The 23,863-nt window shown below is 41.0% G+C and carries 19 protein-coding genes and 1 pseudogene; 10 read left to right on the top strand and 10 right to left on the bottom strand.

The window, feature by feature from the left end; genetic code table 11:
* The first annotated feature begins 315 nt into the window (after window positions 1-315).
* The 4 genes from UYC_RS0120765 (at window position 316) to galE (ending at window position 7,341) form a co-directional block, all read left to right on the top strand.
* Window positions 316-507, top strand: coding sequence for a hypothetical protein (locus tag UYC_RS0120765; protein ID WP_016879643.1), 192 nt, complete (start codon window positions 316-318; stop codon window positions 505-507).
* 958 nt (window positions 508-1,465) lie between these two features.
* The gene (gene glf / locus UYC_RS0120755) at window positions 1,466-3,886 is read left to right on the top strand and encodes a UDP-galactopyranose mutase (protein WP_016879642.1); all 2,421 of its coding nucleotides are present in this window, start codon (window positions 1,466-1,468) and stop codon (window positions 3,884-3,886) included.
* Between the two features lie 119 nt (window positions 3,887-4,005).
* Complete coding sequence (locus UYC_RS0120750; protein ID WP_016875390.1) at window positions 4,006-6,231, top strand: family 1 glycosylhydrolase; 2,226 nt, start codon at window positions 4,006-4,008, stop codon at window positions 6,229-6,231.
* Window positions 6,232-6,354: 123 nt separating this feature from the next.
* The gene (galE, locus tag UYC_RS0120745) at window positions 6,355-7,341 is read left to right on the top strand and encodes a UDP-glucose 4-epimerase GalE (protein ID WP_016875391.1); all 987 of its coding nucleotides are present in this window, start codon (window positions 6,355-6,357) and stop codon (window positions 7,339-7,341) included.
* Between the two features lie 82 nt (window positions 7,342-7,423).
* On the opposite strand, the gene UYC_RS39030 is transcribed toward galE, so the two are convergent.
* Window positions 7,424-7,597, bottom strand: coding sequence for a hypothetical protein (locus tag UYC_RS39030; protein WP_200862389.1), 174 nt, complete (start codon window positions 7,595-7,597; stop codon window positions 7,424-7,426).
* A 494-nt stretch (window positions 7,598-8,091) separates the two neighbouring features.
* Between UYC_RS39030 and psaB the strand changes: the two genes are divergently transcribed.
* Window positions 8,092-10,320, top strand: a complete 2,229-nt coding sequence (gene psaB, locus UYC_RS0120735; RefSeq protein ID WP_016875393.1) for a photosystem I core protein PsaB — start codon at window positions 8,092-8,094, stop codon at window positions 10,318-10,320.
* 38 nt (window positions 10,321-10,358) lie between these two features.
* On the opposite strand, the gene UYC_RS0120730 is transcribed toward psaB, so the two are convergent.
* Window positions 10,359-10,601, bottom strand: a complete 243-nt coding sequence (locus tag UYC_RS0120730; RefSeq protein WP_016875394.1) for a hypothetical protein — start codon at window positions 10,599-10,601, stop codon at window positions 10,359-10,361.
* Window positions 10,586-11,803 carry a glycosyltransferase family 4 protein gene (locus UYC_RS0120725; protein ID WP_016875395.1) on the bottom strand — a complete coding sequence of 406 codons (1,218 nt, stop codon included), beginning with the start codon at window positions 11,801-11,803 and terminating at the stop codon, window positions 10,586-10,588. Before UYC_RS0120725 ends, UYC_RS0120730 begins: the two co-directional genes overlap by 16 nt.
* A gap of 166 nt (window positions 11,804-11,969) precedes the next feature.
* Between UYC_RS0120725 and UYC_RS0120720 the strand changes: the two genes are divergently transcribed.
* Window positions 11,970-12,917 carry a glycosyltransferase family 2 protein gene (locus tag UYC_RS0120720; protein WP_016875396.1) on the top strand — a complete coding sequence of 316 codons (948 nt, stop codon included), beginning with the start codon at window positions 11,970-11,972 and terminating at the stop codon, window positions 12,915-12,917.
* Window positions 12,918-13,105: 188 nt separating this feature from the next.
* On the opposite strand, the gene UYC_RS0120715 is transcribed toward UYC_RS0120720, so the two are convergent.
* The 3 genes and pseudogenes from UYC_RS0120715 to UYC_RS35675 form a co-directional block, all read right to left on the bottom strand.
* Entirely contained in the window at window positions 13,106-13,783 is a 678-nt protein-coding gene (locus tag UYC_RS0120715) for a hypothetical protein (protein WP_016875397.1), read from the bottom strand.
* Between the two features lie 100 nt (window positions 13,784-13,883).
* Window positions 13,884-14,630 (bottom strand): ParB N-terminal domain-containing protein, encoded by a 747-nt coding sequence (locus UYC_RS0120710; RefSeq protein ID WP_016875398.1) that lies wholly within the window; start codon window positions 14,628-14,630, stop codon window positions 13,884-13,886.
* Window positions 14,627-15,953, bottom strand: a pseudogene (locus UYC_RS35675) (ParA family protein). Before UYC_RS35675 ends, UYC_RS0120710 begins: the two are co-directional and overlap by 4 nt.
* Before the next feature lie 588 nt (window positions 15,954-16,541).
* Here UYC_RS35675 and UYC_RS0120700 point away from each other — a divergent pair.
* Together UYC_RS0120700 and UYC_RS0120690 are read left to right on the top strand one after the other, a co-directional pair.
* On the top strand, window positions 16,542-17,447 hold the full coding sequence (locus UYC_RS0120700; RefSeq protein WP_016875400.1) for a ParA family protein: 906 nt from the start codon (window positions 16,542-16,544) through the stop codon (window positions 17,445-17,447).
* 788 nt (window positions 17,448-18,235) lie between these two features.
* Window positions 18,236-18,979 carry a response regulator transcription factor gene (locus UYC_RS0120690; protein ID WP_016875401.1) on the top strand — a complete coding sequence of 248 codons (744 nt, stop codon included), beginning with the start codon at window positions 18,236-18,238 and terminating at the stop codon, window positions 18,977-18,979.
* A gap of 286 nt (window positions 18,980-19,265) precedes the next feature.
* On the opposite strand, the gene UYC_RS0120685 is transcribed toward UYC_RS0120690, so the two are convergent.
* Window positions 19,266-20,114, bottom strand: coding sequence for a lysophospholipid acyltransferase family protein (locus UYC_RS0120685; RefSeq protein ID WP_016875402.1), 849 nt, complete (start codon window positions 20,112-20,114; stop codon window positions 19,266-19,268).
* A gap of 152 nt (window positions 20,115-20,266) precedes the next feature.
* Between UYC_RS0120685 and UYC_RS37975 the strand changes: the two genes are divergently transcribed.
* Entirely contained in the window at window positions 20,267-20,476 is a 210-nt protein-coding gene (locus UYC_RS37975; protein WP_157171261.1) for a hypothetical protein, read from the top strand.
* Between the two features lie 71 nt (window positions 20,477-20,547).
* Here the strand turns inward: UYC_RS37975 and coaBC are convergent, their stop codons facing one another.
* The 3 genes from coaBC to UYC_RS0120670 form a co-directional block, all read right to left on the bottom strand.
* The gene (gene coaBC, locus UYC_RS0120680; protein WP_016875403.1) at window positions 20,548-21,753 is read right to left on the bottom strand and encodes a bifunctional phosphopantothenoylcysteine decarboxylase/phosphopantothenate--cysteine ligase CoaBC; all 1,206 of its coding nucleotides are present in this window, start codon (window positions 21,751-21,753) and stop codon (window positions 20,548-20,550) included.
* A gap of 181 nt (window positions 21,754-21,934) precedes the next feature.
* Window positions 21,935-22,147, bottom strand: coding sequence for a protein IsiD (isiD, locus tag UYC_RS0120675; protein ID WP_026087503.1), 213 nt, complete (start codon window positions 22,145-22,147; stop codon window positions 21,935-21,937).
* Window positions 22,148-22,337: 190 nt separating this feature from the next.
* Entirely contained in the window at window positions 22,338-22,949 is a 612-nt protein-coding gene (locus tag UYC_RS0120670) for an alpha/beta hydrolase (protein WP_200862391.1), read from the bottom strand.
* Between the two features lie 243 nt (window positions 22,950-23,192).
* On the opposite strand from UYC_RS0120670, the gene UYC_RS0120665 reads away from it, so the two are divergent.
* Complete coding sequence (locus UYC_RS0120665; protein WP_016875406.1) at window positions 23,193-23,828, top strand: peptidoglycan-binding domain-containing protein; 636 nt, start codon at window positions 23,193-23,195, stop codon at window positions 23,826-23,828.
* The last annotated feature ends 35 nt before the right edge of the window (window positions 23,829-23,863 follow it).

Here is a 23,863-nt window from a genome sequence, read left to right as displayed (position 1 = left end):
GTTAGACAAAGACTGAATTTAAAGAAGGCGATCGCTATAAGCTTGTGCTTATTCTTAGGGAATGCCTGATTTCAATTTTCTAAATTAAATCTACAAATCATCTCCTCTCCTACCCTGCTGCCCATGGGTAGCGCCCTGAAAGCGAAATGGGATTATTTGTATCAGTGGTAACCGAGTGAGTTAACACAGAATTATTCTTTTAGTAGAGACAAGAAAAGCTGTAAGGATGAAGCTGTAATTTCTACAAATCCAATAATGTTAATAATTAAGAGAAGAAGAATTCACCAAACCTATTGAAATTAAGAGGTTACCATTGTGTTTAACATTGGTGATTATGTAATAAATCAAAAAACTGGGAACCTTGGCAAAGTAATTGGTTATGGACACCAAATACTCAGCAGTGGTTATGAAACAACGCTTAAAGTCTTAGTAGCTAAATCTGCAACTTGTCATAAGAAAGGATTTTTAGAGGAAGACTTATATTCACAATGGCTTCAATGCCAATGACTAACCTATCCTAGACCTACGCTTAAATATCACAATTAAGGTTAGAGCTAAAATTGTGACTTTACTACGCCTTAAGTCATAAAAGAGGAATTTATTATTAAGTTCTTATAACTTTAATCAAGATGCAATTGTATTCATGAATACATTGAAATTTAACAATTTTCACTTCATTTTATAGATGCTAGCTCTCCAATCATAGAATTAAGATGTTTGGAAGTGGCTATATTGATTTTAAATTGGTTCCAATCTTTATTTTAGGAGAATAAATATGCAATTTCAAATAGAGTGTAATAGTAAAAACAATAGCCAAAAATGTTTAATTTGCCATCAACATTTTCAAATGAATGCAGCTAGATTAATTGTATATAATGATCAAGGTGATAGTTATGGAGATATTTGCCCTCAATGCATAGCGAGGGGTGGTAATTGGATTAAAATTCAACTTCACGCATTTAGCCAACGCGGAGTATAGTAATGAATTATTTGCTTAGGCAATAAATGTAATTCGCACTCCCAAGGTTGAATTGGTAGAACTCTCACTAGCATTTATTTAAGATTTTACCTAGACTTTGGTCTTATTCATATGTGGATAATGTCGCTGCTTTGTGCGACAACTTACCCCAGATATATGCATATTTGATTGAAATGGTATAAATGATTAAATAGACAAAAATTAACATAAGCTTACTTGATTCAATCCTACAGATATAGACAAATATAAATAATTTTAGACTTTTGGTAGAAGCTAACAAAACAAATTAAAAATTAATGTACAAAATAAGCTTTATTAACAGGGATTTCCATCAAGGTATAAGGATTGACTAGCTTATCATTACTTAGCTTGCCTTCTTTGAAATAAGGTATGAAAGCCTTGATTCACTTCATTGGCTTCATTGGCTAGAACATTTCTGAACTATTTGATTTGTCAGTAACGAAAATAATCTGAGAACAAACATATATGTCCAACAAAAATACTCAAATAAAAAATAACGGCATCGGTAATAGTAAATCATTAAATATGGGTGAAGTTAAGCGAACAGATTTAGCTGAACCGTTGTCATCAACTGCATTATCACAAAATATATCTGTATCCAACAAAAGCTCTAAAGAAGTTTCTACAGATACACCTGATATAGTTTGTCTATCTCATTTGCGGTGGAATTTCGTCTATCAAAGACCGCAACATCTTCTTAGCCGCTGTTCTCAAGGGAGGCGGGTGTTCTTTATCGAGGAGCCAATTTTTACACCTGAAGAGGTGTGGCGGTTGGAAGTCAACCAAGACAAGAGCGGAGTTTGGGTTGTGGTTCCTCACCTGCCACAAAATTTAAGTGAAGACGCTATCAACCCAGATTTACGAGTGCTAATTGATGAATTGTTTGCAGAGCATAAGATCCGCAAATATATCTGTTGGTACTACACGCCAATGGCACTTGGTTTTACACACCACTTGCAACCAGAAGCAGTTGTTTATGATTGCATGGATGAATTGTCCGCATTCAAAGGAGCATCATCTGCTCTAAAGAACTACGAAGCCGAACTTTTCCGCCGTGCAGATTTGGTATTTACAGGCGGACAGAGTCTTTACGAAAGCAAAGTGAACCAGCACCAGAACGTGTATGCCTTTCCCAGCAGTGTGGATGTAGCACACTTTGCGCAGGGTAGGACAATTCAAGAAGAACCATCAGATCAAGCGAATATTCCCCACCCACGCCTTGGGTTCTTTGGGGTGATTGATGAACGGATGGATATTGAACTGCTGGCTGGTATTGCTGATGTGCGTTCTGACTGGCATTTAGTGATGATTGGGCCTATTGTGAAAATCGATCCAGCAACTCTGCCACAGCGGGAGAATATCCATTATCTCGGTGGTAAAGATTATCAAGATTTACCTACATATTTGGCGGGTTGGGATTTGGCGATGCTGCCGTTTGCGCGGAACGAATCAACACGCTTTATTAGTCCGACAAAGACTCCAGAATATCTTGCCGCAGGTAAACCTGTAGTATCTACCTCGATTCGGGATGTAGTGCGTCCCTATGGAGACTTGAAGTTGGTGCGAATAGCAGACACGGTTTCTGAATTCGTTGCCGCAGTAGAAAAGGCTATGCAAGAAGACACTCCAGAATCGGGTTGGTTAAATCGGGTAGATGTCTTCCTAGAGCAGATTTCTTGGGATCGAACTTGGGCATCAATGCTCAAATTGTTAGACTCTGCGATCGCTGCCCGTCAGGATACTACAGTTACAAATATCCCCCAAGCACCAAGTATTATTACCAGAGAGTTTCTATTTGATTATTTGGTGATCGGGGCGGGGTTTTCAGGAAGCGTAATAGCTGAACGTTTAGCAACTCAGTCTGGCAAGAGAGTATTGGTGATTGACAAGCGCAACCACATTGGTGGCAACGCTTACGATCATTATGACGATAATGGCATCCTCGTACACAAATACGGGCCTCACATCTTTCACACTAATTCCCGCGAAGTCTTTGAATACCTCTCACAATTCACCCAGTGGCGGGCTTACGAGCATCGTGTCCTCGCTAGCGTAGACGGGCAGCTTGTTCCTATTCCCATCAACCTCGACACGATCAATAAACTCTATGGAATGAACCTCAATTCATTTCAGGTGGAAGATTTCTTCAAATCTCTAGCTGAACCAAGGGAATACATCCGCACCTCAGAGGATGTGGTGGTGAGCAAAGTTGGTAGGGAACTATATGAAAAGCTCTTCCGCAACTACACTCGCAAACAATGGGGACTAGATCCATCGGAACTTGACAAATCAGTAATCGCCCGTATTCCCACTCGTACTAATCGCGACGATAGATATTTCACAGATACTTACCAGGCAATGCCGCTACATGGCTTTACCCGAATGTTCGAGAATATGTTAAATCATCCGAACATCAAGGTAATGTTAAACACAGATTATCGTGAAATTGAAAAAGCCATACCTTGCCGCGAGATGGTTTACACCGGGCCTGTTGATGAGTTCTTTGATTATCGCTACGGGAAACTACCGTATCGTTCACTCGATTTCAAACATGAAACACATAATAAACCCGTGTTCCAGCCAGCGCCAGTAATCAACTATCCTAACGAACACCTCTATACCCGCGTTACAGAGTTTAAGTACCTAACGGGACAGGAACATCACAAAACTAGCATTGTTTACGAGTTTCCTAAGGCTTTTGGAGATCCATATTACCCCGTGCCACGTGCTGAAAATCAGGAAATTTACAAGAAATACAAGGCACTGGCTGATGCAACGCCAGGTGTGTATTTTGTAGGACGGCTAGCAACCTACAAGTATTACAACATGGATCAATGTGTTGCTCAAGCTCTGTCTGTTTACAAACAAATTGCGGTTGAAGCTTGAGTTGTAGGGTGGGCAAAAATGTCCACCTTACTTTGTGTCTTTGTGGTTAATAACACGAACCGCATAGATACTGAGACACAGAGGTAAAAAAAAGAGAATATCAACTAGAATTTTAACTTATGGCTTCTGTCTTAAACTCAACACTTCCTTTAGAGGTGTGGGCTGGTGTAGAGTGTACAGTAAATCGTGTGGGTGATGAGTATTTCGACCAGTTGGAATACAACGGTCATGCAACACGCTTGAATGACTTGGAATTATTTGCCGAACTAGGAATACACGCTATCCGTTACCCTGTGCTTTGGGAACGGATTGCACCTAACGGATTGGAGAATGCTAATTGGTCGTGGGCGGATGAGCGATTGGAGCGGTTGCGCGAACTCGGCATTCGTCCAATTGTGGGATTAGTACATCATGGTAGCGGGCCGCGTTACACGAGCTTGGTAGATCCAGAATTTCCAGAAAAATTAGCTTTATATGCTCGTGCAGTTGCCGATCGCTATCCTTGGATAACACATTACACACCCGTAAACGAGCCATTAACAACGGCACGATTCAGTGGAATGTACGGCCACTGGTATCCTCACGGTCGAGATGATTTAACTTTTGCTCGTGCTTTACTGGTTGAGTGCCGGGCGATCGCTCTTTCAATGCAGGCAATCCGGAAAGTCAACTCCAACGCCCAACTTATACAAACCGAGGATTTGGGTAAGGTTTACAGTACGCCAAAGCTAGCTTATCAAGCAGAATTTGAGAACGAGCGTCGCTGGTTGAGCTTTGATTTATTGTGCGGTCGAGTCACCCCGACTCATCCTATGTGGGGATATCTGCACAAGTGCGGTGTGAATGATACTGATCTAGAATGGTTTCTAGAAAATCCCTGCCCGCCAGATATAATCGGGATTAATCACTACCTGACAAGCGATCGCTTTTTGGATGAGCGCAAAGAACGCTATCCGGCTTGTTCCCATGGAGGCAATGGACGGGACGAATACGCAGATGTAGAGGCAGTGCGGGTTTGTGCCGAAAGTGCAGCAGGCCCGCGCACCTTACTACAAGAAGCATGGGAACGCTACAAACTACCTCTTGCGGTTACAGAAGCTCACCTTAGCTGTACCCGTGAGGAGCAGTTGCGTTGGCTGTACGAAATCTGGAGTGCAGCACAGGAATTGCGAACTCAAGATGTAGATGTCCGTGCTGTCACAGCTTGGGCTTTGCTCGGTAGCTACGATTGGAATAGCTTATTGACTCGCTTTGTTGGCTACTATGAATCAGGTGTGTTTGACTTGCGTTCGCGTAGCATCTCCTCTGGAGAATCGCCACATCCACGACCAACAGCAATTGCCAAGATGGTGCGCGATCTAGCCGCTGGACGCCAACCAGATCACCCGATACTAGAAACACCGGGATGGTGGCGTCGGCAAAGTCGGCTGTTATACCCACCTGTGAGTTGCCAGAAAATAGAAGAGGACAAGGGGAAGGATTCTCCCCCTCTCTCCCTCTCTCACTCCTGTTCTCCCTTAGCGATCGTGGGCGCGACAGGAACTCTAGGTAGGGCTTTTGCACGGTTGTGCGAAATGCGTGGTATCACATATCGCTTACTCTCACGCCAAGAAATGGATATCGCCAATCCTGACTCTGTCGATAGGGTTTTGGATGAGTTGAAGCCGTGGGCGGTTGTAAATGCTGCGGGATACGTGCGGGTGGATGATGCAGAACACGAACCTGAGGTTTGCTTGCGAGTGAACACCACGGGGGCAGCGATGTTAGCTGCTGCTTGCGCTAAGTATAAGGTGCCACTGGTGACTTTTTCGTCAGACTTGGTTTTTGATGGTGTTGTATCCAACCCTTATATAGAAAGTGATGCCGTTGCTCCTCTCAATGTGTATGGATGCAGCAAAGCTTTGGCAGAAAAGCTAGTATTAAAAGCTAATCCTTCATCCCTAGTAATTCGCACTAGTGCATTTTTCAGCCCTTGGGATGATTACAATTTTGTAACCATTGCGCTGCGTCAGTTAAGTGCTGGCAATAGTTTCGTCGCCGCAGAAGATACTATTGTTTCGCCTACCTACGTGCCCGATTTGGTTCATGCTAGCCTCGATTTATTGATTGATGGCGAGAGTGGCGTGTGGCATCTGGCAAACAAAGGTGCGATCGCCTGGGCTGATTTGGCGCGGCTAGCGGCGAAAAAAGCAGGCGTGAGTGTCAGCAATCTGATTGCTCTGCCGATGCGAGAACTGGGTTTAATTGCTCCCCGTCCATCTTACAGCGTTCTTGGTAGCAACAGAGGTGAACTACTATCTTGTCTTGACAGTGCAATGTCTCGCTACTGCCATGAGTGCGAATAAAAGGGAACGGGGAACAGGGAACAGATAATTTTAAGGATAAGGTGTGTAAGGGTGTAGAGGGAAACAATTCACCTACACCCCTGCTCCTAGTGAATCACTAATTTTTCAAAATAGTAGCAAGTCATGACAACCATATTAGTTACAGGTGGAGCAGGATATATTGGCTCCCATGCAGTATTAGCCCTGAAAAAAGCAGGTTATGAGGTAATTGTTCTTGATAATTTGTCCTATGGACACCGAGAACTTGTGGAAGAGGTTTTGCAGGTCAAATTAATTGTTGGTGATACGAGCGATCGCGCTCTTTTGGATAATATATTTATAACCCATAATATAGCTGCGGTGATGCATTTTGCCGCTTATATTGCCGTGGGTGAATCTGTTATTGACCCAGCCAAATATTACCACAACAATGTCACAGGTACACTAACGCTTTTAGAAGCAATAGTTAGTGCTTCTATCAACAAGTTTATCTTTTCTTCTACTTGCGCTCTTTATGGTGTGCCCAAATTTGTGCCAATTACCGAAGACCACCCACAAGATCCTATCAGTCCCTATGCAACTAGCAAGTGGATGGTGGAGCGAATTTTGTCTGATTTCGATACAGCCTACAACTTCAAGTCTGTGAGATTTCGCTATTTTAACGCCGCAGGTGCTGATCCTAATGGACTACTGGGTGAAGATCACAAACCAGAAACTCACCTCATACCACTGGTGCTATTAACTGCTTTGGGTAAGCGGGAATCCATTTCTATTTTCGGCACTGATTATCCTACTAGAGATGGTACTTGTATTAGGGATTATATTCACGTTGCTGATTTAGCACAAGCTCATGTTTTGGGTTTAGAGTATTTGTTGAACGGAGAAAATAGCGAAGTATTTAATCTGGGTAATGGCAGTGGATTTTCAGTCAGAGAAGTAATAGAAACTGCCAAGCAAGTAACAGGAAAACAAATAAAAATAGTGGAGTGCGATCGCCGACGAGGCGACCCACCAATTTTAGTAGGTAGTAGCGACAAAGCACGTCAAGTATTGGGTTGGCATCCCCAGTACCCAAGCTTGAACGAAATTATTTCCCATGCTTGGCAGTGGCATCAACAGCGTCATGGATAACGCGGCTAATTCGACTCACCAGAAGCAAGCTGCTGCCTTATGCACGAGATTACAAGACAATGCAAACCGTCTCTTCACTGATCTAACGACGGTAATAGACACTATCAGAGGTAACCGTAAAGGTAGCCAACGCTATTCGGGCAGCGATCGCGTTAGCTACCTTTACTGGCTTTTCCATGTTTATTGGCTTTTGGGTGACAACAAAGGGAACATTCCATTGCTTGCTTCTAAAAATATCACCATCTAATGCAATCAAAGCAAGAGCAATATTTTCATTTTAGAAGATTAAAAACTGATACTAATTTCCCATGCAGATAAGCTTAATATTTCGTACAAGCTTGTTTGAAAACCTTTTTTTATTAACAAATATTAAGCACAAGTTTATAGAGAATTTGGTATGAGTGTTGAAGCCTATATGTACTTAATCATTGAGATTCCTAAAATTAATTTGTTGTATTGACGGTTACAAACTTATTTAATACGAATCTCTCTCCTTAGTAGGAAATGCTATTGAAGTAGTGATAGTTAAATTTGTTTATTACTTACATGAAACTGAATTGCATTGTCCTGCATAGGAAGGCAACTCCGAGAATAAGTTTGTTTTATTCTCATATTCGTCAGTTTTTCTACTTTTTCTATTAGTTTGGCCTCCGACTTGATGCCGCAAGGATATTTATTCAATTGCTAGGCATTGCTGGTTCGAGTGAGCCAGCAATTTGGATTAGCTAAAAGGAGGATGTAAAGAAATAAATGGCAACAAAATTTCCAAAATTTAGCCAGGATCTCGCGCAAGATCCGACAACGCGTCGAATCTGGTATGCGATGGCTCAGGGCAACGATTTTGAAAGCCATGATGGGATGACGGAAGAAAATCTTTACCAAAAGATTTTCGCTACTCACTTCGGTCATGTGGCAATCATTTTCTTGTGGGCTTCTAGCTTGTTGTTCCACGTAGCCTGGCAAGGAAACTTTCAACAATGGATTAAAGATCCCATTCATATCCGCCCGATCGCCCATGCGATTTGGGATCCCCACTTCGGTAAACCCGCAGTAGAAGCTTTCACCCAAGGTGGAGCTAACTATCCGGTAAACATTGCTTACTCTGGCGTTTATCACTGGTGGTACACCATCGGGATGCGAACAAATGGTGACCTGTACATGGGTTCAGTGTTCCTTCTACTGTTGGCAGCAGTGTTCTTATTCGCTGGTTGGCTGCACTTGCAACCCAAGTACCGTCCTAGCTTGGCTTGGTTTAAGAGCGCTGAACCTCGCCTGAACCACCACCTAGCAGGATTGTTTGGTGTTAGCTCTCTGGCTTGGGCTGGTCACTTAATTCACGTTGCTATCCCTGAATCTCGCGGACAGCACGTAGGTTGGGATAATTTCCTGACAACTCTGCCCCACCCAGCTGGCTTGCAACCCTTCTGGACGGGTAACTGGGGTGTTTACGCTTCTAACCCCGATACTGCAAACCACATCTTTGGTACTTCCCAAGGTGCTGGTACTGCAATTCTGACCTTCTTGGGTGGCTTTCATCCGCAGACAGAATCGCTGTGGTTGACTGATATGGCTCACCATCACTTGGCGATCGCTGTTATCTTCATCATCGCCGGGCACCAGTACCGGACGAACTTCGGAATTGGTCACAGCATCAAAGAGATGCTCAATGCCAGAAAATTCTTTGGCATCCAAACTGAAGGTCAGTTTAACCTGCCGCACCACGGACTGTACGACACCTATAACAACTCCCTTCACTTCCAGTTAGGTATTCACCTAGCTGCTTTGGGAACAGCTCTGTCCCTGGTAGCGCAGCATATGTACGCAATGCCTCCTTATGCCTTCATGGCTAAGGATTACACAACCCAGGCGTGTCTGTATACTCACCACCAGTACTTAGCTGGCTTCTTCCTGGTTGGTGCATTTGCCCACGGCGCCATCTTTTGGGTGCGGGACTACGACCCCGAACAAAATAAGGGCAACGTGCTGGAGCGTGTACTGAAGCACAAAGAAGCGATTATCTCGCACCTAAGCTGGGTGTCGTTATTCTTGGGCTTCCACACCCTCGGTTTGTACGTACACAACGACGTAGTAGTTGCATTTGGCACACCTGAGAAGCAAATCCTGATTGAGCCAGTATTCGCTCAATTTATCCAATCTGCTCATGGTAAAGCGGTGTATGGCATGAATGTATTGTTGTCTAATCCAGACAGCATTGCCCATACTGCATGGCCCAACTACGCCAACGTCTGGTTACCAGGTTGGCTAGATGCAATTAACGCTGGCACCAACTCTCTATTCTTGACCATTGGGCCTGGTGATTTCCTGGTTCACCATGCGATCGCTCTCGGTTTGCACACTACCACCTTGATATGTGTCAAAGGTGCGTTGGATGCCCGTGGTAGCAAGCTATTTCCAGATAAGAGCGCTTTTGGCTTCACTTTCCCCTGTGATGGCCCTGGTCGTGGTGGTACTTGCCAAACTTCCGCTTGGGAGCAGTCTTTCTTCCTCGCTATATTCTGGATGCTGAACCTGCTTGGCTGGACTACCTTCTACTGGCACTGGAAGCATCTAGGTATTTGGCAAGGCAACGTAGCTCAGTTCAACGAGTCTTCTACATACCTGATGGGTTGGCTGCGTGATTACCTATGGGCTAACTCTGCTCTGGTAATGAACGGGTACAACCCCTACGGCACAACTAACCTCGCTGTCTGGGATTGGATGTTCCTGTTCGGACACCTGGTTTGGGCAACCGGTTTCATGTTCCTGATTGCCTGGCGTGGTTACTGGCAGGAGTTGATTGAAACTCTCGTCTGGGCACACGAACGCACTCCATTGGCAAACCTGGTTCGCTGGAAGGATAAGCCTGTGGCTCTATCTATCGTCCAAGGTTGGTTGGTTGGTTTAACTCACTTCACGGTTGGCTACATTCTTACCTACGCAGCCTTCTTCATTGCCGCAACTGCTGGTAAGTTCAACTAAACCGTTTTGATATCCTCTGACTTAGCCATTTTTCCCTTCTACCCGACAGGATAGAGGGGGATTTTTTTATCAAGAAAGAAGTCAGGAGCCAGAAGCCAGAATAAATTCTTCATTCTGGCTTCTGGATTCTTTTCCAATTGAATCTTTTCCAATTGAATTTTGTATGTAGGCGTGGATGAATAAGCGGCGTTTTTACACCCCTGCGCTGATATAATCCAGGAGCCAGGAGTCAGAATATTCTGAATTCTGACTTCTGGATTCTTCTTCAATTTTCCAAACATAATTGCTCATAGCGCCTACCAGCAATATCCCAAGTAAATTCAGCTTCTACTAACTGTCTGCCATTGCGAGATAATTCTTCTCTTAATTGTGCGTTAGTAAATAAATGACTAATAGCATTAACATACTCAGGCGGGTGATTCGCTCGTAAAGCTGTAAGTAATACATTTGCACCATCTACAGCTAGTCCTTCTAAACCGCGATCGCTTGCTACTATCGGTACACCTGCTGCCATTGCTTCTAAAGTTTTATTTTTAATTCCAAATCCTGTTCGCATCGGTACAACGCAAACAGTTGCTTTGTGCAAGTACTCTGCTATAGAAGGAACTTTACCAGTGACAATCACCCCTGGTTTTGCTTGCAGTGCTAAAACTTCTGGTGCTGGGCGAGAACCAACAATCTCGAAAGTTGCATCTGAATAACGTGCTTGAATTTTTGGCAAGACTTCATTGCAAAAAAAACAGACAGCATCAATATTTGCCAAATTATCCATTGCACCAATAAAAATTAAGCGATGTCCCCCCGGATCGTTGCTGCGATAAGGAAATGACTCTAAATCTACACCATTGGGAATGACAGTAATTTCCTTGTGGGGGTTGAATTGTTGCAGTTGAATTTTGTCCTCTTGTGTTGTCACAGCGATCGCCGAAAATTTTGAGCAGTAATTTTGCTCGTAGCGTCGCAGAAGCGGCAAATTAACTTTATCCCTGACAGGGTTAGTGGAAGTGCCTGTTTCAAGTTGATTGCGACAGGTGCAGTAGATAGAACTATGCACATTAACTAATGTTCGTACTTGTTTTTGGAAATGGGGTCTAACATAAATTTCATTAACGCTGTGCTCGCAAGTAATGACATCACATTTTCCTGCCTCTACAAAATTATCAATCCAGTTCTGCATCTCTGGTGAGTAACGATTTAAGACATTAGGCGGCACCCCATCTTGCAAAAATAAATTTAAACGCTGGAGTTTTTGGAGCATTCCTTTCTGACTTCCCAAATCTGGAGGGCGCTCAAAAATAACTAGACGATCTACCCAATGTTGTAACTCAGCTATTTCTGTGTCTGTGACATGAGCTTCCCGTTGAGTTACAAGCGTGATTGCATGGCGCTGACTAAGATATTTGAGTAAATTAAACGTGCGCACTTGAGTTCCCCCTTGTGTGGGCGGATAGGGGAAGGTAGAAGACAGCATCAAAATGTTCATAAACGCAATTATTTGGGAATAATCTTAATAAGTACAGCAATGTATATAGAATGACTTTTGCTACAGTATATGCCAGCAACCGTCTATCTAGTAAGAATTGAAATATTTATAATCGCATATTCAATGTATTTTTTAATATTTCCACCAATTTTTTTAAAGTATTGATATGCCAAAAATTAGTGTTTGCATTCCTACTTTTAATCGAATTAAACTGCTTTCTGAAGCTATTCAAAGTGTATTGCAACAGTCTTATCAGGATTTTGAAATCATTGTTTGTGATGATGGTTCGCAGGATGGTACACCTAAATTAATCTCGCAATATACAGATAAACGTATTAGATATATTCGTCATTCGCAACATATTGGGAAAAGTAATAATATGCGCTCTGGCTTTAAAGCGGCAACAGGCGAATATTTTGTTAAATTTGATGACGACGACAGGTTAACCCCAAATTTTCTTGAGCGTACTGCCGTTGTTCTAGAGCGTGACTCTAAAGTTGATTTTGTAAGTACCGATCACTGGATCATAGATATTAACAATGTTCGAGATGATGCGAAAACTCAAGAAAATCGAGAGCGTTGGGATAGAGTTAATTTACCAAAAGGCGTGGTGAATAACTTAGTGGAAGTTGTATTTGTTAAGCAAAGTTTCCAAATAGGCGCAACTTTATTTCGTCGCCGCTGTCTTGAAGAAGTTGGATTTATGCGGTCTAATTGGCAAAATTGTGAAGATAATGATTTATTTGTGCGACTGGCTTTGGCGGGTAAAAATGGTTATTATTTACCAGAATTATTAATGGAATATCGCGTACATTCAGAACAAAAAGGACTGGATCGAGCAATTGCTTATTTAACTGATAAGTTGCGGTATTTGGATAGTTATAACTTTGAGTCTGAAAAATTGGAGTGTATCAGGCGAAAGCGGCTTGCAGAAACGCGGTTGTTGTTGGGGCTGCGCTTGCTGGAAAAGGGAGAAACACATAAAGGAAGGGAGTTTATTTTGGCAGGTAAGTCTTTTGCTCCGATGAAAGCGTGGACTGGATTAGGGTTATCTTTGTTGCCAACAGGGGTAAGGGGTAAGGCGTTTGAGTTAGCGAAGATGGTGCAGAGGTAGGATTGGGTAAACGAAAAATATAGCGTTTTAGACGGAGTTGCTGAATCACAGTATAAATCTAGATGTAGAGACGCGAAATTTCGCGTCTCTACAAGGGTTTTGGTATCTAACAAAATTATTCATTACCCTAAATCAGCAATGCTTTTTAGACTGAGGAGGGTGCAAAGGTAAAAAGAGGATAACTATAACTAGCGATTTTGAGGAAGAGGAGTAGGTTGGTACGTTGGCTTTAGTGTCAATTGGTTTATAGCAAACAATGCACCAAGAGCTAAAGAAACGGATATAGCTACTATTGCTAAGATAATATTTTTTCGAGTACTTAGTTTTCCTTCCTGATAAGCAGAGTGAGCTATACTAGTTTCTCTTTTAGACTGCTCCAAAATTGATTGGAGAGCGTTTATCTCATCATCATCTAGTTTGCTAAATAGCTCTTGTCTAAAAGCATTCTTTAAAATTTTTACTTTCTCCTCTGGTGAGGCTTGGGCAAGTTCTCTTTTGATAACTTCATATGGATTATTATGCTTGATAGGTTGTGATGATTGAGTTTGAGGCGTTGGCTGTTGAAGTTGGCTATTTTGTTGAATCTCTTGTTTAGTAAATCTATAGGTGTTAGCTTGCCTTACAGATTGTGATGATTCAGTTTGACGAGTTGGTGCTTGAGTAGAGGGATGAGGAATATTAGTGATTTTAGTTGTTTTTAATGACCATCTGTAATCGCTGTCTTGGATAACTAGATGCTTCAATGAAGAGTAGAGGTAGTGGTTTACTTCTCGCCTTTCTACCTTAAGGCGGTTAGCAATTTCTATTGCTCTTAATTGAGTGCCTTGTTTTAAAATTTCGATGATTTTTGATTCCAGAGCATTCATTTCAGCCTCCAAGTATTGTTCTGCAGAACCCAGGTGAGATACATTTTCTACAGATTACACTTTATTAGCTCATATCATTATTTGTTAGTTTATTTATTAGTTATTTACTACTTTCAGAAAAATTATCAATTATTTTAAGCATTGTTTTATCGCCTAAACCTTTAACACGTTCAACTACATTGCTAAAAGATATAAATTTACCTTTCTTACGTTCACTGACTATTGATTCAATTATTTTTGTTTTGCTATTAATATTCACACTTTTTAGTTTAGAAGTCAGAGCAGCTAAACTTAGAGTATTAAGCGCCTCCAATAGTTCAATAGGTTTAGGCATTTTGCTTTCAATTTCATTCAACCTATCATTAATTTTCTGAATTTCATACCTAAAATTGACTTGTAGTTCATTTGTCCGATTTTCAAAACGAGATTCTAGATTTGTCATACGAGTTTCTGCATTTATAAATCGCGACTCCATATTTATTGAAATAGATTCTTTGCTATCTAGAATAACAAATTCATTACTAGGAAGAACAGGCTGAGATTTTCTAAGTAGTTGGATTTGCTTTGTAATATTTTCTTCATTTTCAGGTTCAATGATAAATACTCCTATCATCTCACCTTTATGAGAATCTATTTCTCTAGCTCTAGCAGCAGCATAATACTCAAAGTCTCCATCTACTACCTCGTATGACTGAAGGCTTGTTCTGCGAACCACTATAGGGTTAATCACTCCTTCAGATTCTAAAATTAATTTTGCAGCTTCTTCTAACTTATCATCATCAAAACTTGAACGAGGCTTATTGGAAGTAATCTTCTTGACAGCAACAAGTGAAGTAGGGAGTTTCATGTAGTCATTCCTATTTTTTGTAACACTTCTTTTGCTAGTAATTCAAATTCTTGTGCTGAAGTTGAACTAGGTTTAAAATCCAGTATCGATATTGGATCAGCGACTTCTATATTACCGAGAATCTGAAAGTTTTCTGAACACTTAGCTAGATCGTCTCTTTCATAAATAACTGTATCCATTATGTTTAGTCCATATCTTTGTGGAATTTTTTCTATTCGCTTGGGCAAGGTATGTTTCACAAATTGATTATTTGTTGAAATTTTACAGGCAAGAACTCCTATTATTTCAATAGATGGTTTTTTGATTTGCTTTCTAAATCCATTAACAGCTTTAACAAACTCTTTTACATTTATTAATCCTTGATTAGCAAATGGTTTCAAATCTGATGGAATGATAAGATAGTCAGCAGCTATCAAGGCGATCCTTGCATACAAATTTAAAGATGGAGGTGTATCAATAAGTACAACATCATATTTATCTTTTACTTGCTCTAATTTTTCAATTAGTATTAATCTACTATAGTCAAGTCTATTTAAATCCTGCTCATTCTTCATTAAATCAATATGTGATGGAACTACATCAATTTCCGGATTAGAAAAATTAGATTTTCTAGCTACCTCTAAAATAGGAAAATGTTCTTCCGATTGTAAGATTTGAAGAATATTTGAATCTTTAATATCATCTAAGTCCTCATCATCAAATTTTACCAAACCTGTAGCAAATGTAGTATTAGCTTGACTATCAAGATCAACAACTAAAACTTTTTCCCTTTTTTCTAATAGCAGCTGCCAGGTTTACTACAGTTGTTGTTTTACCAACGCCGCCTTTATTATGATAAACAGCAATTACTTTCATTGAATGTTGCCTCTTAGTTTCAGAACTAGGATCAGAAATTGTTTGAGGATTTGGTTTATTCTTCTCAGTAGTTTGAGTCTCTGAATTGTCTGTGGATTTTTTCTCTTTTAAGCTATCCCTGCCAATTAAAGCTTTTATTTCTTCTATTCTGTGGTCTAATTCTTTGCCAGCACATTGAAATACTAGCTGAATATCATCTTGAGATTTTTGATAAATTCTAATTTCTTTGCCATTTGTAAGCAACCCATATTCTACATTCAAGCTGATTAAATAATTCTTAAGTCGATGAACATGATTATTTAAATTCTGCTTGGGACTTTTTGCCTCCATTACCAAACTCAAAGGTGAGTTAGCATCCAACACAAAGGGAATAGCCTGCGCGGCAAAAGCTAAAAAATCTAAACGAATCTTGCCAAATGTAATCTCTTGATGCCAGGTATCAGGAGTATAACCCAGTTGTGGTAGCAAGTATTGGACGATTAGTTTACTTTCAACTTCGCTTTCGTTACGGCAAAGTTCAGGATTAAAAGACAATCTCGTTCTACCTCTAAAAAATAGGAACCATTAGTAAGTACTGATAACTGAATGCTTCTCGGTTATTTAATGTTTTTCTTGGACTTCCTATCTCTGATTAAATTCTAGAGAGAGTAAATTCTTCTATGTTTTAGTTAAGTAAGGGTAAGGATAAGCCTTGAGTTAAAGTGTTATTTAATACATTATATTTTATTGCATCAAAAATGATTTTGTGTAGTATAAATTACTTTTAAAAAAGTAAAAAAATGATAAATGGCTAAATATTTTTTCAATAACTTATAGATATTGCTTAAAGTACAGTCATGTTCAATATTTACTGGCTAGGGGTATAAACTGTAAATTACGAGCTATTGTGAGAGCAAAAACATCCCTTGACTGGTATAATCTGACTGCTTAACCAAGGCACTACCACCGACGCTAAATTGTTGAGTGTCGGAAATGTTAAATTTAGCAAAAATTTTTACGGGATAACAGGACGTGTAAGCTACCTAGATGGGAATGCTTCATCAGAGGAATTAAGCAATGGGATATGTAATTGCAACTGCAAATATGAAGGGTGGTGTCGGCAAAACGACTCTCAGCGTCAATTTGGCAACTTGTTTAGCGAAAGAGCATGGCAAGCGGGTGTTAGTTCTCGATTTAGATACTCAAATTAGTGCAACACTCAGTTTAATGTCGCCTGTAGACTTTGCCAGACGCCGTAAACAACGAAAGACTTTTAGGTATCTAATAGATCAAATTATTAATCCGGAGCCTCAACCTAAACATACAGTTCCAGAAGTTATTGAATCACAGGTTTGTAAGCTCGAAGGACTAGATTTGTTACCAGGAGATATTGACTTATACGATGAATTTGTGATTTCAGAAATGCTGCACAGACAAGCAGTGAATCTGGCAGAAAAAGACTTTGAAACAATTTGGAATCGTTTTGAAAGAGTCTTGCTGGCTAAAATCATAGAACCAGTACGTCAAGAATATGATTTTATTATCCTAGACTGTGCCCCAGGCTATAATTTGCTGACTCGTAGTGCTTTAGCAACTAGTAATTTTTACATACTTCCTGCTAAACCAGAACCTCTTTCTGTAGTAGGTATCCAGTTGTTGGAAAGACGCATTGCTCAATTAAAAGATAGCCACGAGCAAGAGGCAAAAATTGATATACAAATGCTAGGCATTGTCTTTACAATGTCCAATGCCAATTTGTTAACTGGCAGATATTACAAACAAGTCATGCAGCGTGTTCATCAAGATTTTGATCAAGAAAAAATTTGTCAAACACAAATTCCAGTGGATGTAAATGTTGCTAAGGCAGTTGATAGCTTTGTACCGGCTGTTTTAAATGCTCCTCAATCAGCAGGATCAAAAGCTTTCTCTCAGTTAACTCAAGAGTTGATGAAAAAGTTGAGAATGCACGCTGCTATTAGTTGACGTTCGGTAAAACCTGACAAGTACGATTTTGTAAAAGTGCTTGCGATCGCCAGAAGTTCGAGGAAAGATGGCATCGGTATCACATTAGTTGCCTGCAAAGCAAACTAACGCATGGCAGTATGAGGGGAGCTACTGTGTTGCCTGAGCCATCATTTCCTCACATTGGCTTTTTCGGCTCGTGGAGCTACTGCATCCTTGGAAGTTTCCTCGTTGAGTGCAAGCAAACCCAACATACTGTAAATGTTGGGTTTCGTATCTTCAACCCCATCTACAAAATTCCTCGCATTAAATTCGACGATCGCCCTAGTGGATGCTTTCCTACTTTGGGAAGACGAGAAAAGCTATGTAATTGCAAATACTTACTTAAAAGGTATTATAGATTACTTATTTATATAAATTTACATTTTGTGCGAGCGCTTTCTCTAAATATGTAGCAAGTAGATGCTTGACTAAATAGCAGCAATCGCCGAGAATCCAAAAGCAGATGCAATTACAGTACTCAATTTAATAAGATTGTGTGTACTGTGTGTAAAGTGTTAGTTGCATTTTTAGTAGTTTTTTCTATATTGACAATTCATCATCGTTACGGTGGTTTGCACAAAACGAGATGAATTGTATGGCACATAACACATTACGCTCAAGATTTAATTTAGCTTGGGTCTTGTTTTACAACATTTTATTTTAAGTTTTATGTTAAATTTCAATTATTTTTTATAATCAATGAAGAAATCTTTGTATCCCCCAAAGGTTCTTATTTATCCTTAATAAGTAGTAATAAACTTTTAATAATGCCGAGGATTCTAGTCATAGACGATGACCCAGCGATTTCAGAGTTAGTTGCCGTCAATTTGGAAATGGCTGGTTACGACGTCAGTCAAGCCGAAGATGGTATTAAAGGTCAAGCACTGGCTCTCCAACTACAGCCAGATCTAATCATGCTCGATCTGATGTTACCTAGAGTAGACGGATTTACCATTTGTCAACGCTTGCGACGTGATGAACGGACTGCTGAAATTCCTGTGTTGATGTTAACTGCTCTGAGTCAAACTCAGGATAAGGTAGAAGGCTTTAATGCGGGCGCGGATGACTACCTCACCAAGCCGTTTGAAGTTGAGGAGATGCTGGCACGGGTAAGGGCACTGCTGCGACGCACTGATCGGATTCCTCAAGCAGCCAAGCACAGTGAAATTCTTAATTACGGGCCATTAACTCTCGTTCCTGAAAGGTTTGAAGCTATATGGTTTGGTCAAACAGTAAAGCTAACTCACTTGGAATTTGAGCTACTCCACTGCCTACTACAGCGGCACGGTCAGACCGTTTCTCCGAGTGAAATTCTTAGGGAAGTCTGGGGTTACGATCCAGATGATGATATTGAGACAATTCGAGTTCACATTCGCCACTTGCGAACTAAGTTAGAACCCGATCCCCGTCATCCCCGTTATATTAAAACGGTGTATGGTGCGGGCTACTGTTTGGAACTACCTAGTACACCCCAATCTGCTGAGAGCGTTTCCACCTCAAGGGTTGAGTAATATAATTGGCACTCATGAGCGCGATCGCTTTGGGAGTGCCAGTTATATTTTAGACATATCAATAACTTATATGCATAATTTTTTACAACTAATTTGGCAAATATTTTTAATCCTTTGACTAACTGGGCAGATTCAGGATATATTTCTTTCAAGATGGGCAATTTTATGCCTTTTTAAATCAGAAAGTTTAACCAAAAATCTTCCTTGCACGCTCGATTGAGATTAGTTTTAGGCAAAGCGCAAAGATGTGATATTTTTCAAAGCATCTTTGCGTTTTTGCTTTGGTTTAGCTCATCTTAACCAAATTATCCAACTCTTGCTGCATTTTACTGCGGACAAGCTCATAGCAGGCATGAACATATTCGCGATCGCACGCGGCTTGACGACCGTAGCGTTCAAATACAATCGGCGGGCAAACTCGCGTATGGATAGGTTTTGGTAAAGGAATATTGGGCAAAGGGCCTAATGCTAATCCCCAAGGTAATCCCAAATAAATAGGGAAAACTTCTGGATCGATTCCAAATAGCCAGGGCATTCCCCAGTTATGGAGTTGCTGCACAATTTTATAGCACTCAGCAAGCACAATCAACGTATCGTGAGCGCCAGTGGAAACTACAGGTACTATTGGCACTTCTTCTCGTAGTGCTAGCTTAATAAATCCGTGACGATTGGCAAAGTAAATTTTGTTGCGCAGAGAATGCGGACGGAAAACATCTTGCGCCCCACCTGGATAGACAAGTACGCTAGCTCCAGAACGCAAGGCAGCGATCGCCATTTTTGGATGTGCTACAACGGCTCCTACCTTAGCAGCCGCTTCCGCTACTGGAGGAACTACTTTCCACATTGTCGGATGCATCAAACCATAGACTGGTCGTTGCACACCATAGCGTTGAAACCAGTCGTACATCATCATAAACATATCAGGAGCAGCGAGTCCACCATTATGGGAACCGACGAATAAAACTTTTTTGTGAGATGGGATATGCTCCCAACCACTAGTTTGGACATGAAAATAGTGGTAGTAAAGCCATTCCCAAATCGGCATTAGAGATTGGATAAATTGCGGATCTCGCCGATCCAAACACCATCCTAGTTGTTTTTGTAACGGTTTTTGCTTGTCAGTATATGCTGGCATTTCGCCTTCTAACTCATCTCCCTCTCAGAGGTAATCGTACATTGGAGGGTGGTACGTAATTTTTTATCCTAGATTTTTTACGTATAGTCAAGATTGCAGGAAGAAAGGCAGAGGGCAGTAGACACGTAGACGCGGAGCGGCTTCCAAAGGTAGTGGCGTATCCGTTGGTAGGCAGAAGGAAAGAGGGAGACAAGGGGACAAGGGGGACAAGGGGAGATGGGGAGACAAGCAACCTATTAACTGCTGTACGGGCGGGTTTAGAAGATAAATTGTCTGTTTCAACCGAAAAATCATCAGCAAAACCTGCACGGCAGTCGCTACAACGGAGCGGAGCCGGAGACGTTTCCGTTAGCTCCTCTTAATCTCCAAGGGCGCGCTGCCTCCCCTACTAACCACTAACTAATGACAAATGACAATGACTAATGACAAATGGCTAACCACTAACAAAATCAAACAAATGGTGAGCTAGCTGCAATTTGCTACAAGGTGGAATCTTGACTTGACGACCTTGTTGATCTAAAAATACGGCTTGATTGTTGTCACTGCCAAAACCACTATCCGGTTGATCTACCGGATTTGCAACAATTGCGTCTAAATTTTTTCTCTGTAACTTTTCTAGCGCGGGGGCAACAATATCTCCCGTCTGGGCAGCAAACCCAATTAATGTTTGATGCGGTTGTTTGCGCTTGGCTAATTCTGTAATGATGTCTGGTACTGCTTCTAAAGCTAAAGCCTCTGGAAGCGATCGCTTTGGCAATTTTTCGTGAGCATATTCCCGTGGCTTCACATCTGCTACAGCTGCTGACATAATTATCACATCAGCGCTATGCAAATTTCCTAGCATTTCTTCTTGCATTTCCTTGGCACTGACAACAGCAATTACTTCTATCCCCAAGGGTATATCAAAGTTTGCCGGGCCATGTACTAACGTTACCTTTGCTCCTCGGTGTAGTGCTGCCTGTGCTAAAGCTAACCCCATTTTTCCCGTAGAGGGATTACCAATAAATCTGACTGGATCGAAATGCTCTCGCGTTCCCCCAGCACTAATTAACACTCGCTTACCTACTAAATCTCGCTTGCCTGCAGTGTGTAGCAATGATTGAATGTATGCCAAAATTTCCGGTGGTTCTGCCATCCTGCCAGCACCGACGCGATCGCACGCCAATAACCCCGATGCTGTTGGCAAAGTATGAAATCGGCTATTTGTCGCTAACTGCTGCCAATTTCGCTGCACTACTTGCTGTTCCCACATATCGGTATTCATTGCTGGTGCTAACAATACCGGGCAAGTGGAAGCTAACACCGTATTGGTAAGCAAATTATCAGCCATCCCAAAGGCTAACTTGGCTAACGTATTAGCTGTTAAAGGCGCGATCGCAAAAACTTCTGCCCATTCACCCAATTCTATGTGCAACGGGCGAGAATAAATTGGTTGCCAAAAATTTTCATCTGTATAAGCAGGATGGCGAGATAAAGTGGCGAGAGTTAAGGGCGTGATAAATTTCTGTGCAGAATTAGTAAGAATTATTCGCACTTCTACACCATTTTTAAACAGTGTAGAAACAACTTCACAAACTTTATAAGCGGCGATTCCGCCACCAATACCAATTAAAACCCGCCTTGGTTGTGGAGTTAACATAATTTTATTGCTAATAGCTAATAGCTAATTGTTTTCTGATAATTAGCCATCTCCATAAATTAATATGCGCGTTGTCTAAAATCCTTGTAGAGACGCGAAATTACCCTCCGGGAACGCCTGGGGCGTACGCGTCTCTACATTCATTCTATTTTTGGAGATGTCTATTAGCCATTAGCTCTAATTAAGCTTCATCGTAAGGTTCTAAATCTAAAAGGTGGATATAGGGTTCAACTAGCTCTGGGCGCTGAAATGCGATCGCACGCAATAAGTGCCAATCATTCAAACCTTCAAAAGCATTACTGTAGTTATCTTGCTCCAAACGTGTAGCTAAATTTTCTACATCTTGTGGAGTCATGGTAGCAATGTCTGTTTTAGAAATGCTTAGAGTTTTCATTTTGCTCGCCTCTCCCGTTAGCAGCACTTGCATCCAGCATGGGTTACGTTGCGCTCGACGCAGCCACCCAATATATCTTACTCATTTGAGGACGCCAATTTCATAAAAATTTTCCGGATTTATACCGGATTTTGTAAAACTTTTGTAACCAATCCTAGTAGATATATCATCAGAGCAGCCTGGTGATTTTTTAAATATTAATCACAAAATTCCGTATTAAATCCAGCATATGCGGTCGTATTTCATGACCGATGTCAAATTCATGGTATTGCACTCTAGTTCCTAACAATTCTAAAGTGTCTCTTGCTCTTACTGCTGCTTGTAAAGGCACAACTTGATCGTATTTGCCATGCATGATTAAAACTGGAGGTAAAGCTGTTGATTTTTGGGTTTCTACATCTGCGATCGCGCCGGGATGTAAATATCCGCTCATGACAACTAAACCAGCAAAAGGCAACTTCGATCCTACATCAAAGGTCATGGCACCACCTTGGGAAAAGCCACTCAAAATTGTCCGCGATAAAGGCACACCGATGCTGCTTTCTAAAGATTGTAACCAATCGATTAGCAATTGCCGACTTTGTGCTAATCCTTCATACATATTTTCCATGCTCAAGTCATACCAAGCCCTACCAACAGGAGAATAAGGATATGGAAAAGGTGCATTGGGAAACACAAAATGATAATTCGGTAAATTTAAAAACGGTGCAAAAGATGCCACATCCTCCGCATTTGCGCCCCAACCGTGCAAAGTTATAATTAGTCCCTCAGGTGCTTGCCCTGTTCTTGGAGGGATCTCAATGAATTCTAAAGACAGAAGCTTTCTCCTATAATCTAATTTTCTTCATTTATAATTATGCAAGCTGCATTTGTCTCTAGCCCAACAACTCTGCGTGTTGCTTTTTTGAGTGATGGCGTCTGTGTCTAAAATTGCTTGATATTAGATTGATATAAAATATATTTTAACTAAAAACACTCATCATTCCGGAATGCTAATTATTTTTTATGTGAATGAAAACATGGGTTTGAGTAAAATGAAATACTAATGAGTAATATTGGTCTGCTGATGACGGGCGCATTAACAACAGGACAACCTTATTTGCCCAATTTTCCAGAAAAGTTACCACCTCAGCTAGACAATGATGTAAAAACGTCAAAACAAAGTCAGTTATTAGAAATAGCTCCCACAACTCAAATCACGCCGCCTGAATTTATAGTGGTAGATGAGAAACCTTCTGTTGTGCAGATTGCGATCGCCCAAAATTCAGCAGAGCAAGTTAGACAAAAGCTTCATTCCCAGAGTTTTTCTAATTCTGTCAAGAAATTAAAAGCTGTAAACAAAGATACGATTGGAAAAAGTTCTCGCTCTCGTCAGCGAAAATATACTGTAGCGAGTGATTTGCCACAGCAGCGTTTCAAAAATAAGCCAATCAAAAAAAATAATCAGGTGACAAAACTTTCAAGTTCTAATAGTCACCATTTGCCGACTTTGCGTTTTGGTACAACTGGTAATAGTGTGAGAGTACTGCAAAGGTTATTATCATCTCATGGCTATGCTATTCAAGTTGATGGAATTTTTGGTGCTTTGACAGAAACAGCTGTCAAAGCTTTTCAAAATAGAAGAAATCTAGCTGTAGATGGAATAGTTGGTCAAAAAACTTGGTATCAGTTAACAAGGTAGTCATTTGTCCTTTGTCATTCGTCCTTAGTGAGCGG

The organism is Chlorogloeopsis fritschii PCC 6912 (assembly GCF_000317285.1).
Taxonomy (GTDB): Bacteria; Cyanobacteriota; Cyanobacteriia; order Cyanobacteriales; family Nostocaceae; genus Chlorogloeopsis; species Chlorogloeopsis fritschii.
The sequence above is the reverse complement of the archived record's forward strand: the minus strand, read 5'-3'. Positions and strand labels throughout refer to the sequence as shown.

Coding starts and splice junctions, on each gene's coding strand:
- UYC_RS0120725 (WP_016875395.1), bottom strand. CDS start 11,803: ATGAACATTTTGATGCTGTCTTCTACCTTCCCCTATCCGCCCACACAA.
- UYC_RS0120730 (WP_016875394.1), bottom strand. CDS start 10,601: ATGTTTGGAAAATTGAAGAAGAATCCAGAAGTCAGAATTCAGAATATT.
- UYC_RS0120720 (WP_016875396.1), top strand. CDS start 11,970: ATGCCAAAAATTAGTGTTTGCATTCCTACTTTTAATCGAATTAAACTG.
- UYC_RS0120685 (WP_016875402.1), bottom strand. CDS start 20,114: ATGCCAGCATATACTGACAAGCAAAAACCGTTACAAAAACAACTAGGA.
- UYC_RS0120715 (WP_016875397.1), bottom strand. CDS start 13,783: ATGAATGCTCTGGAATCAAAAATCATCGAAATTTTAAAACAAGGCACT.
- glf (WP_016879642.1), top strand. CDS start 1,466: ATGTCCAACAAAAATACTCAAATAAAAAATAACGGCATCGGTAATAGT.
- UYC_RS0120750 (WP_016875390.1), top strand. CDS start 4,006: ATGGCTTCTGTCTTAAACTCAACACTTCCTTTAGAGGTGTGGGCTGGT.
- UYC_RS0120665 (WP_016875406.1), top strand. CDS start 23,193: ATGAGTAATATTGGTCTGCTGATGACGGGCGCATTAACAACAGGACAA.
- UYC_RS0120690 (WP_016875401.1), top strand. CDS start 18,236: ATGCCGAGGATTCTAGTCATAGACGATGACCCAGCGATTTCAGAGTTA.
- psaB (WP_016875393.1), top strand. CDS start 8,092: ATGGCAACAAAATTTCCAAAATTTAGCCAGGATCTCGCGCAAGATCCG.
- UYC_RS0120710 (WP_016875398.1), bottom strand. CDS start 14,630: ATGAAACTCCCTACTTCACTTGTTGCTGTCAAGAAGATTACTTCCAAT.
- galE (WP_016875391.1), top strand. CDS start 6,355: ATGACAACCATATTAGTTACAGGTGGAGCAGGATATATTGGCTCCCAT.
- isiD (WP_026087503.1), bottom strand. CDS start 22,147: ATGAAAACTCTAAGCATTTCTAAAACAGACATTGCTACCATGACTCCA.
- UYC_RS0120700 (WP_016875400.1), top strand. CDS start 16,542: ATGGGATATGTAATTGCAACTGCAAATATGAAGGGTGGTGTCGGCAAA.
- coaBC (WP_016875403.1), bottom strand. CDS start 21,753: ATGTTAACTCCACAACCAAGGCGGGTTTTAATTGGTATTGGTGGCGGA.